General features: G+C 37.3%; 5 protein-coding genes. All 5 read right to left on the bottom strand.

The genetic code is table 11. The features are described 5' to 3' along the window. Window positions 1-8: 8 nt before the first annotated feature. The 5 genes from CA265_03945 to CA265_03925 all read right to left on the bottom strand — a co-directional run bounded on the left by CA265_03945 (window position 9) and on the right by CA265_03925 (window position 12,036). Complete coding sequence (locus CA265_03945) at window positions 9-1,628, bottom strand: hypothetical protein (protein ARS38874.1); 1,620 nt, start codon at window positions 1,626-1,628, stop codon at window positions 9-11. 3 nt (window positions 1,629-1,631) lie between these two features. Next, window positions 1,632-4,625, bottom strand: a complete 2,994-nt coding sequence (locus tag CA265_03940) for a hypothetical protein (protein ID ARS38873.1) — start codon at window positions 4,623-4,625, stop codon at window positions 1,632-1,634. 1,082 nt (window positions 4,626-5,707) lie between these two features. Continuing rightward, on the bottom strand, window positions 5,708-7,405 hold the full coding sequence (locus tag CA265_03935) for a hypothetical protein (GenBank protein ARS38872.1): 1,698 nt from the start codon (window positions 7,403-7,405) through the stop codon (window positions 5,708-5,710). 10 nt (window positions 7,406-7,415) lie between these two features. Then, on the bottom strand, window positions 7,416-10,295 hold the full coding sequence (locus CA265_03930; GenBank protein ID ARS38871.1) for a hypothetical protein: 2,880 nt from the start codon (window positions 10,293-10,295) through the stop codon (window positions 7,416-7,418). A gap of 28 nt (window positions 10,296-10,323) precedes the next feature. Beyond that, on the bottom strand, window positions 10,324-12,036 hold the full coding sequence (locus CA265_03925; protein ARS38870.1) for a hypothetical protein: 1,713 nt from the start codon (window positions 12,034-12,036) through the stop codon (window positions 10,324-10,326). Window positions 12,037-12,045 lie beyond the last annotated feature (9 nt).

Raw genomic sequence — 12,045 nt, 5'->3', positions numbered from 1 at the left:
CTTAATAGTTATTGCCAGTATGGATTTTGAGTAACCGATGAATTAGCGTTGATTACATCAGGAGAAACAGGCCAGTAAATACCACCAGCATTCTCGAACTGTTTAAAAGTAAGTGGCGTACCATTTTTCTTAATAAATGTGCCATTAGAATTTTTAATCCTGTTATATCTCACGATATCATACCATCTCCAACCCTCACCCATCAACTCTCTTCTCCGTTCTTCGAAAATGGCATCTATTAAATCCTTACCCGATGCCGGATCGTATACAATAGGTCCTCTTAAATTTGCTGCTCTGTTTAAGGCATTAATAGCTTCGGTACGTTGCCCAAGTACGGCACATGCCTCAGCCCTGAGTAAAGTAATTTCTTCTAAGCGGCTAAATACCATCGAAGAACTATAAAATGTAAAATTACCCTGAGTTTCTGCCTGTGTACCTACTACTTTAATTTTACTAAAGATGGGTTGTTCGGATGCAAAGTTTGTAAAGTAGTTGGTTCTGTAATATCCAGAGTTACCTATCACACCAAATCTTAAATCCTGCGGATCTGTAAATATTTTTAAAATACTATCCTTTGGTACAAACATTTCTGGTGTCTCTTTCGGAATAAATGGAGCAGCCAAAGTAAGCTGTTCGATATGTCCATTTGCTGTAGATAAACCATTACCCGCCTCAAAAGGGAAGCCTACCATTAAAGTAGCACGTTTAAAAGCGAACGGGCTATAGTAGTTGACGTTATTGGTAAGGGCATCCATATCGATATAATCTAAAGGATTAGCACCATCAACGTAATATTGAGTTGATTGATTATCGAGCACAAATTTTGAATAATTTGCAGCATCAAGGTAATTACCCTGCCAAGCAGCAATATGCGCTAAAATAATATAGGCTGATAATCTGGTAAAGATAATACCATTCCATGTTGGCCAGTTTCCACCATAATACAAGCCAGGTAATATCGGATCGGTACCACCATACCTGAAAGGAACAACCTGTGCTGCAGCCAATACCTCAGCAGTTGCGAATTGCAATACTTTCTCTTTATTTGTTCTTGGTAATTTTACAAAATCACCATCATGAGAAGAGGTTAGCAAAGGTACATCCCCCCAAATTCTTACCATATAAAAATAGGCAAAGCCTCTTAGCATTTTTGCCTGAGCAACATCTACGTTATTGTTTATTTGCGTATAGCGTGGATCTTTACCAACTATTTCTTTCGAACGCTCGATAAATATACTCGCTGCATTAATAGCTGCATAAAACCTGCGCCAGTTGGTAATACGGTTAATTACAGGATATTGTGCATTTAACTGCCCCGAAACAATAGATTTTAAATCTGCCCTGTTCGTTATCGCAAAATCTCCCTGGCGCAAATCGCCCATCAACCAATGTGTATTATCAGAAACTGTAGCAGAGCGCAATAAGCCATATACAGAAAGTAAATTTGCCCTTGCATCTTCTAAAGTTTTCCAGTTGCTTTCTTCTGTAGCTAATCTTACTGATTGTGTATCATCAATCTTCTTACAGGAGAAATTGCCAATACAAATTAAGCTTAATACAAAAGCAAGCGTAATTTTATGGCAGATACTAATTTTATAATTAGAATATTTCATATTAATAATAGTCATATTTTATAATTCCAGTTTGAAGCCAACAACAAATGTTCTTGGGATAGTGATATTTGCACCATCGTAAATACCATTGTAATTGATCAGTTCAGGATCAACACCCGAAAAGTCGGTTAACGTAAATACATTTAATGCAGTTGCATATAAATATGCTCTTCTCAATTTTCCACCTGCCTTTTTAAAGAAACCCGCTTTACTAAAATCGTAACCAAGGGTAACTGATCTTAATTTAACATAAGAAGCGCTTTCTAAAAACAAATCCTGATCGGTACGATAGGCATCTACAGGACTCCAAGGATTATATATTGGATAATTTTTCTGGTTATCAAAAGATTGCCAAGACGACACTTCTTTAACCGAATTGATATCGTTACCAGCCTCACGATTAACAAAGCCATAACGTGTTGCCTCGTACTGGTTGATGGCTTTCTGACCCGCTGCAAAAATAAAATTGAAGTTTAAATCGAAATTTTTATATGCCAGCGTATTGTTCCAGCCACCTACAAACTTCGGTAATCTGTCACCGGTTAATACTTTGTCTTTACTATCAATCTTGTTGTCGCCATTGTAATCAACCCATCTTGGATCACCAGCTTTCAATGGAATACCGTTAAAGGTTCTACCCGCAGGTACTTCTCCATCAGTATTGTAAATACCTTCGTTGGTATACAACCAATAGCTGCCAACCGATTTACCTACCTGAAGTTTATTATCATTCTGATAAATTAATTCATTTAAGCCTTGTGGTAAAGCTGATAGCTTATTTTTATTGTAACTCAGGTTTAGGCCTGTACTCCAGTTTAAGCCATTTTGCCTTTCTATAACCGATCCGTTTACCAATAGCTCAATACCCTTATTATTAATATCCATACCCGATTTGTACTCGGTAGAATATCCGGTTTCTACAGCTACAGGTAAACCAACAACATTGTTTTTATCGTTACGGTTATATACAGTAACAGCAGTATTTAAACGACTGTTTAAAAAAGAGGCATCTAAAGTTATGCTGGTTCTATCAGCAAAAGGTAAGCTAATATTATAGCCAATAAAACCACTGTTATAAGGACGGTTAATGCCTAGCAAACCACCATAGCCTGGTATAGTTGGCTCTTCTTCCCATCCGTTTTCTGAACGGTATTGCGGACCGGCAGCAAAGCGGTCATCCTGGAAAATTCTTAGCGTTCTGCCCCATGAAGCACTTACGTGTAAAGCATCTATTCCTTTATTATTTTTTAAGAACTGCTCTTTAAGGTTGAAGTTAGCGTTAAAAGCTGGTGTTGTTACCCAACGGCTATCTGGCTGACCGTTAGAGGTACCATCCCTTCTAACCAGGGCACTTAGCGTTAATAAGTTTTTATAAGCATATTTAGCGGAACCATAAAACGACATTAAATTATTACGTTCTTTATCAATATACCTGAAAACATAAAAATCATTCTTAGCCAGCACATTTAAATAATCCGGATTATCAACACCACCAATGGTTTGTCTTGCATCAACAAAAGATAACTTTACATAGTCATTTGGCCCATTATATGCCCTGGCGTAATTGTATTTATAGGTATCGCCCTGTAAGCTCTGTCCGACTTCAAAATCAACTGTATTCTTTTTGTTGATCTCATATTTATAGCTAATACTATTGTTGAGCGAAACCCGCTGACTATAACCAAAGTAATTAGATATATAACTTACCCCTGCCAATAATGAAGATGGAATAAAATAATCGCGAATACCTTCATTATAATTGAACAGCCCTGTACTTGTAATGATAAACTTGTTCACTTTCGCAGTTAACGATAAACTTCCGTTCAATACTGTTGAACGATTATTATCTACATTCCGGCCATTTTCGGTTAAATAGGAGGCATACGAATCAGCATTTGGAGAAAGCGGACTGCTCAAATCGGGGATATAACGCGTTTCGGCAAAGCGATCGCGTAAACTTTTGTTCCTGGTACGATCTAAACGGGCAGTATTAACTGTACTTGATACAGTAAGCCATTTAAAAGGTGCCATGTTTATTCCAAAGAATAAATTATACCTGTTAATATCGGTATCATCTGCATTTCCGGCACTTTTGGTACCTGAACCAAAAAATCTGAAATTCGCTCTTTCCGATCCACCTGTTATACCCAAATCAGCAGAAAAAGTTGGGGTATTTTGATAATATAAATCCGTCCAGTTTGATGGCCCAAAGTAAGCCACATTCGTCGAATCCCTCAAATAAGAAGCTGGGCTACCTGTTGGATTATATTTTTTATAAAATTGGCTTCTAAAATTGTTTTCATAAACACCATTAATGGTATTTACCTGTGGCGCAGTTACATAACCAAAATAAGAGTTTAAACTAATATCTCTTAGTCCTCCTCTTGCATTTTTAGTGGTAATGTATATAGCGCCATTAGCTGCATTTGGTCCCAGTTTAGCCAATTCGAAAGGATCTTTAATTACAGTTATAGACTGTATATTATTAATATCTATCTGCGCCAATAAATTGGTTGCAGGGCCTATCCTGTTGTAATCATATTTCTGCACATCAAATGCAAAAGGATTATCGGCAACCAAAGGCACTCCATTTAAGTAGATTGCCGGCTGTAGAGCGTAAATGTCTTTCTTATTAAATAATAGACCCGATGTACCTTGCACAATAATACTTTGCTCAGTACCAGGTTCGCCATTTGGCTCCTGTACGTAAACTCCAGCTAAATTACCTTTAATAATTTGCTGTAATGATAAATTCGGAACAGGTGTTGAGGAACGGATGTTAATCGTATCACGTACTGTTTTAAATTTCTGTAGTGCTCTAACCATTTGGCCAATTGTATCGGTTTTAATGGAATAAGCGGATGAATCTTTTTTAGCTTTAGTGGTATCCTGCTGAAAAACAAAATAACCGCTATTAGCCGTTTTAAGCCATGCCCCGTGGGCACATAAAGACTGTGATCCAAAAACAGATAAAAACAAGGCAATACAAACGCTTGTATAAATTTTAACCATTTTATTAGTTTAATTAAAAGTTTAAGTGTTTAAAGAAGAAATTCGATTGTTAAAATGTAATTAGGAAATTATCTCTTTTTGAGATTTTGGGCAAAGCGATGCCTGAAGACAAAAAGTAAAATTTTTGATCATGGGGTGTGGTTTAGGGTGATTAATATTAATTCTTAAGGCAAAATATATACCCAGAATGATTAGTTTTTGTTTGTTTGCTTGTTTGTTCGTTATACCCTGGTTAGGGGGTGTTATTTTATTTATTAATTCTTTCCTGTTAGTTCAACAGTTTTTTTGCTCGTAATACTAAAATAAAATATTGGCTCGTTATTATTTGGTAATGCAAGTTATATATTAAGAATACTTGATTTTTATTTTTCTTAACGCAAACGTTTGCTTAATAAACACCTAATGTAAAGTGCTACAAAACGCTATAGCGCTCAAACAGTGGCACTAATCAGCCAATTTCTATAATTTTCTTGAATGATATTCTGATAACAAATAAGGACTAATAAAAATACGAAGGATGAACGTTTGATTCGTCAAAAAAAATAACCCAACACCGTTATATTTATGTTCACTTATCCGTTGAAATCCTTCACAATTCTTCGCAAATTTGTAACACCAAAAAGACACAACACAAATTAAGCGCAAACGTTTGTGTATTTTAAAAAAATACCGCCTACATACTCATAAAAGCATTTTTTCATTAGGAAAGTTTTATTCTTGCATGCTATTTTTAGGTAATTTTAATATAAAATCAACTCAAATAGTCAACACATATCCAATAAAATTTACTTTAAAAAAAAGGTTGTTTATAATCTTGGAAAACGGCAAATCATAAACCGTTTTACTAAGTGTATTTTTTGGTAGAAAACCAAATTTAACAACCACTAATTGGCTCAAGAATTAGTATGTATCACTACAAGTTTTTAGCAAAACTTAACGCAGAAAAAGTGATATAAAATTGATCAACAAAGAAATAAATGTGGGTTTAATATTTGTTAAATTAGCCTGATTGGTTTATATCAAACAAAACTAGCCTTGCCAAAATCTGGCAAGGCTAGCATCTTGATATATTAATTATTTAATTACCAACCCGGATTTTGCACCAGGTTTGGGTTAGATTGCAGATCAAAGAATAAAAAGGGATACCGATTCATATTTTCAGTAAAAACCTTTTGCTCCATATCATAAGGAGTGTAGGTAAAGGTTGTTCCGGTTTTTTGTATTTTCATTCCTCTCATTTTGCGGTTGAATACATCTTTAGCAATGTTCCACCGTCTTGCATCCCAATACCGATGACCTTCAAAAGAAAGTTCAATCCTTCTTTCATTCCGTATACGTTCACGCATACCCTCCTGAGTTAATCCTGCAGGTAAAACAGGCATGGTTACTCTGTTTCTCACCAAATTCATCGCAGTATATACCTCATTAATGGGGCCCTGAGCCTCATTTAGAGCTTCTGCGTAATTCAATATCATTTCTGCTAAACGGAAGTGTATCCAATTGCGCTGTGTTGTTCCCGGAGTTGCAGCCCCCAAATCAATTGCCGCATCTATATGTTTACGCATATAATATCCTGTCCTGCTGCCATTCGACTTTTGAGGACCGTCCATACCACCATCAAAGGTTTCGACAGTTCTGGCTTTTATTGGGCTCCCATTGTAAAAAATACTCACAGCAAAACGCGGATCGCGGTTGGCATAAGGATTTGCCGCACTATATAATGGAGAGGTGGTATAGGGCAAGCCATCTTTCATTTCGTAGGCATCAACCAGGTACTGAGAAGGACAAACACCACCGTTTCCGTTAACTTCACCAACTGGAAAATTGGCCGATTCTAAAGTGTTGGAGTTCGTGGCCACCCTACTCCAGATAATTTCTTTATTGGTAGAGGTATTGGTTTTAAAAAGACCTTCATAACCGAGGATACCAGTGGCCAAGGTAAACATGGCACTGGTTGTACCATCATTAAAAGGTTTTGCAGCCTCAGCAGCCAAAGTCCATTTGGTTAAATCGTTGTTCGGATTATTTAGCGGACTTGCAGCGTACAACAAGGTTCTTGCCTTTAAAGCTGCAGCGCTCCATTTGGTCGCTTTACCATAATAATTTTCGGTTGGAGAACCGATATAAGTATCTGGCAGTCTTTTAAAAGCCGAATCGCAGTCTAAAACAATTCTCTTCACCACTTCATCATAGGTTTTTCGAGGTAGATTAATATCATCCTGGAAACTTAACGATTGCAATGTTATCGGCACACCTCCATAACGTTTTAACATATCAAAGTAGTAATATGCTCGCAGGAAAAACACCTCCCCTATCAAGCGATCGCGCTGAACGGTTGCTGTAATATTATTGATTACCAAATCTTTGCCATGATCTTTCACCTGAACTTTACCAATGTTTTCAAAAAAGACATTACATTTTCTGATTCCTCGATAAGAATTACCATACATATCATCTGGATTATAGGTAGGCCCCCAAGTGCCATTGGTATAACGGTAACTATCATTCGATAAGTTAGCATGAACAGCATCATCCGTTGCCGCTTCATACATGGTACCAGTATTTCCAGCAAATCCTCCTAATGCTGTATACCCACTTAACACGCCACTATATATATCGGTAACATATTCTGTGGTGTAACTAATATTTTTAAAAACTGTGGTATCCTGCACATCTAAATCTAAAGGTCGATCTAAAGGATTTTTTTTGCAGGAAGATACCATACAGATTCCAATCAGGAACATAACTGGAATAAATAAATATTTTTTGATTGATTTCATTTTGTTAAAATTATAATTCAATATTTAAACCTACCTGAAATGATTTCGTTCTTGGCGCTGAATTAATTCCGGCACCCAAAAATTCTGGGTCTATAAAATCCGGAAGATCTGCCCATGTATATAAATTATTAGCACTAATGAAGAAACGTGCATTTGAAATTTTAACATGTTTTAAAACATTCTGCTGAAAGTTATAACCAATTTCGATGTTCTTTAACTTTAGGTATTTCCCATTTCTGATCCAAAAATCATTACTTCTATAGTTGTTATCACTGGTGCGTCCATCAATTGAAAGTCTAGGGAAATCTGCTGTTGCTGCTGTTGCAGGTGTCCATCTATTTAATGCAAAATCAGAAGGTTTACTTCCATTAGCAAAACCAGAGGTTGCTGCATTCATAATATTTACCGATCTATCGCCAGCGCCCTGAAACCATACCATTAAATCAACATTTTTAAATCTTAAGCCAGCCTGCGCACCATAAGAAAGATTGCTAATAAACGGCGCTCCTAAAGCCACTTCGTCAAACTGATCGATTACTTTATCGCCATTTTGATCCTTATATTTAAAATCACCTGGTTTTACCGTACTAAAAGTTTGTTTAGGGCTGTTATCTATATCAGCCTGATTTGCAAAAAAACCGATTTGTTGTAACCCGAATACAGTTCCGCTCGATAAACCGGTACGTTTAAGATAATCGTATGGTGTAGCTTGTTCGTCGTTGTAAATAATTTTGTTTTTGGCATAGGTGGCGGTACCTCTTACAGAATAAGCAAAATCGCCAATTCTATCCTGATAAGCTAATTCCATATCGAAGCCTTTATTATTTACGATACCAATATTTAATGGTTTAAAAGATGCACCAATTACCCTTGAGACAGAACCTGGAAAAGCCAGAATATTATTTCTTTTTTCATAGAAAAAATCGACACTCCCTGTCAGTTTGCTATTTAAGAAAGCATAGTCGATACCAAGATTTGCTGTTTTAGCGGTTTCCCAGGTAATATCCGGATTGGCTAATAAACCTTCAGCCCGACCGGTTAAAGTGCCGGGGTTACGTCCAAAAACATAAGAAGCACCTGTACCATAGCCATCAGCATAGAGGTATCTAAATAAACTTCCAAATGTAGTACCGAGAAAGCTAAAATCCGAGTTTCCTGTTAAACCATATGATGCTCTAATCTTAAGCAAATCGATGCTGCTATTTTTAAGAAAATCCTCCTCATTTATTAACCAGGCAGCGGCAACGGCTGGAAAAAAACCATAACGTTTATTGGGCGCCAAATTTTCGCTACCATTATAACCAATATTTAATTGCGCCACATATTTCTTTTTAAAGATATAATGGGCATTGGCAAAAAAACCTTGTGATACATAAGGGAAATCGTTACCGGCTGGTGTTTGGATAGATTGAGAAAAACCTATACTTGAGTTGAGTTCATGATCTTCGCCAAAGTTATTTTGATAATCTAGCTTAGCCCAGGCAGTGTTCATCCTGTCTTGAGTTTGAGATCTCCCTGTAGCAGCATAAAGGCCGTCGCTATTAAAACGTGTATAAGTACCATCGGCTTTTTTATTGAAAACTTGAAAATCTGAAGCAGGAGCACCAAAGGTTGAACCTTCTGAGTTTTGATTGAAATTATAATAAGAAAAGGCTCCGGTTACGCTCAACCCCTTAGTAATCATATCTAGTTTTTGAGCAATTCGGATAGTCCCAAATAAATTACGGTGAACCTCTACAATATTTCCGGTTCTGGTAATTAAACCATAAGGGTTCCGTGTATAGTTTAATCCGCTTTCATTAAAGCCTCCTATTTTACCATCTGCATAAAGCATTGGGAACAAATTTGAAGGATAAGTAGAGATATTATTATAAATGGTAGACGTAGCTGTACCCGGGAAATTTTTTGTTTCTAATCTTCCTGCTAAATCTAAGCCTACCGTTAATGTAGAATTGATATCAATATCCAAATTGGTACGGAAATTATATCTTTTGAAATTGGTGTTGGTGTTAAAGCCAAGCGATTCTTCGCTTAAATCATTATACTTTAAAAAGCCCCGCTGATCCATATATCCTGCCAGCACAAAATACCGTACATCTTTTGTACCTCCCGAAAAAGTTAGATTGTACTTTTGCTGAATAGCCTGTTTTGCTACAAGTTCTTCGTTCCAATTTACATCAGGATATAACTCTTGATCTCTGCCTGGATTATCGTACTGGCCTATTTGTGCAGCGCTATAACGCTCGGCCCTGCCATCATTAACCAATGCTTCATTGTAAAGTTTCATATAGCGTTGTGCACCTAAAAAATTTGGTGCTTTAGACGGTACTAAAACGCCGAATTGTGAATAAAACTTTATACTGTTTTGATAAGCTACCCCCCGTTTAGTGGTGACAAAAATATTCTTATTTGCACCTTTCAAGCCGTAAATGGCATTAGCAGCAGCATCTTTAAGTACAACCAGTTGATCTATCTCTAAAGGATCCAACTGTGCAAAGCCTACCGGTGCATTATCTACAATTATGTTAGGGCTTGAGCTATTGTAGGTCGAAAATCCGCGTATGTACAAACTACTACCATCATAACCAGGCTCTTCACTGTTCATGTTTGTAGTTAAGCCTGCAACCCGACCTGCCAACATGTTCGAATTGTTTGCATATCTAAAAAGCGACATATCGTCACCAGTGATGAAACTTGCCGCACCTGCATAGTATTTCTTACTCACCTTTAAATTGTAGGGTAAGTTTATCGAATCTCCTTTTAGTTTGATTTTCTTAAGGCTATCTATTTTAATACTGTCGGCATTTTGTGCAAATGTTTCCTGACAGAGGAAGCCCAGGCATACAGTCAAGGAACTGATGATATATTTATAATGAATTTTAAATTTCATGTTTTCTTCTGATTAAATTTAAATGAAATTAATAGCCTGGATTTTGCTCAACGGCTGTTCCTTTGTATACTTCAGCAATAGGAATGGCTGCTAAATACATCCTTTTCTGAAAAACACGATTCTCAATTACATAGCGTTCATGTTTAACTACTCCGCCAATTTTGGTTACCTTAAAACCATACACAGGTCCGTTATCTATATTTTCAGCAATCATCCATCTCCGAACATCATAATAGCGTTGGGCTTCGAGCGCAAATTCTACTGCACGCTCATTTCTGATTTTTTCGCGCATTTGCGCCTGTGTTAAACCTGTAGCTAAATCTGGCATATTTACACCTGTACGTTTACGTACCATATTAATATACTCATAAGCGTCGCCGGGACCATTAAATTCATTTTCGGCTTCGGCCAGCATTAAATAAATATCTGCAAGCCTTAAATAATGCCATTTCTGCACACCAGTATTGGCATCAGGACGTTGAAACTTTTTAAAGAAAAGAGATGATTTATAGATGTCCTGATAATCTTGCCCCTGTGCAACACCGCCCTGGTTCGACCAAAATTCTAAGGTATAACCCTTGAAACTATCGCCATTTTTAAGAACGGTAAATGCTAATCTCGGATCGCGGTTTTCCCACCATTTCTGCTCATCATAACCTGAACCTGCCTCATCCTTGGTTTTACCATTAAGCATTTCGTACTTATCAACCAGATTTACCAATACCTGATTGTGGGCATAACCACCTAACCTACCTCCCGGATTGGAATATATAGCTCCATTATCCATTGATTGGCGGTACCAGATTAATTCATGGTTTGCTGCATCTCTCGACTCGGTAAAAAGTTTATCGTATCCACCGGTGTAAAGGGTATACCAATTTCCATTTGCCAAATTTTTTGCCAGAAAATCCCTGCAGGCGTCAGCGGCAAGTTTCCACCTGTTCTTATCATAACTGGTATAGCCTATATCTGGTCTCGACATACTTCCAGGTTGGCCAGCTGGCGCTGGCGTTTCATTATTAAATAATTTACTGGCTGCATATAACAAAGTTTTAGCTTTTAACGCCACGCAGGCTGCTGCTGTAGCTCTTCCCCTATCGTTGTCGCTGGCAGGTGCCCAGGGTAGGTCTGTTTCCGCAGCAGTTAATTCTTTTACAATAAAGTCTACACAATCTGCAAATGACGCCCTTTTCAAAGCATCTTTATAAGCTTGCTGGGCCGCTGCATCCTTAAGTTCTTCAAAGGTTACGGCAGAGGTTAATAATGGTACCCCTCCAATCCGCTTTACCAATTCGAAATAATAAAACGCCCTTAAAAACCGTGCTTCTGCCACAAATTTAGCTTTGCTGGCCGGTGTAAAGGTCATTAAATTGGCATTTGCAATTAATACATTAGTACGCCTAATGTTGGTATATAGATTTGCATAAAAATTATCCAGGTTATTGGTTGCATCAACTGCACCAAAATTAGCACCATTAGTAGCTAAATAAGCTGGCCCTGCTTCTGCCTCGTCTGATAACTGCGCATAATTTTGTCCGTTTCCAAAATCGTCTAAACCACCAACAAGGGGGGCATAACAGTTGGCTAAAAATTTACTGGTATTAATTTCATCACTAAAGGTTTTTTGCAGATCCAAAGCTACCGTGATTGGTGGCGGAGCCAGGAAATCTCTTTTCTGACAAGCTGTTAAACCAGCCGCTAAGGCTGCAACCATTAAGTATATTTTTATATTTTTTTTCATGATTGTAAT

It is taken from the genome of Sphingobacteriaceae bacterium GW460-11-11-14-LB5, assembly GCA_002151545.1.
GTDB lineage: Bacteria > Bacteroidota > Bacteroidia > Sphingobacteriales > Sphingobacteriaceae > Pedobacter.
This window is presented reverse-complemented; position numbering and strand designations above follow the sequence as displayed.

Excerpts from the sequence above, each read along its gene's own strand:
- CA265_03940 (ARS38873.1), bottom strand. The coding sequence starts at position 4,625 with ATGGTTAAAATTTATACAAGCGTTTGTATTGCCTTGTTTTTATCTGTT.
- CA265_03925 (ARS38870.1), bottom strand. The coding sequence starts at position 12,036 with ATGAAAAAAAATATAAAAATATACTTAATGGTTGCAGCCTTAGCGGCT.
- CA265_03935 (ARS38872.1), bottom strand. The coding sequence starts at position 7,405 with ATGAAATCAATCAAAAAATATTTATTTATTCCAGTTATGTTCCTGATT.
- CA265_03930 (ARS38871.1), bottom strand. The coding sequence starts at position 10,295 with ATGAAATTTAAAATTCATTATAAATATATCATCAGTTCCTTGACTGTA.
- CA265_03945 (ARS38874.1), bottom strand. The coding sequence starts at position 1,628 with ATGACTATTATTAATATGAAATATTCTAATTATAAAATTAGTATCTGC.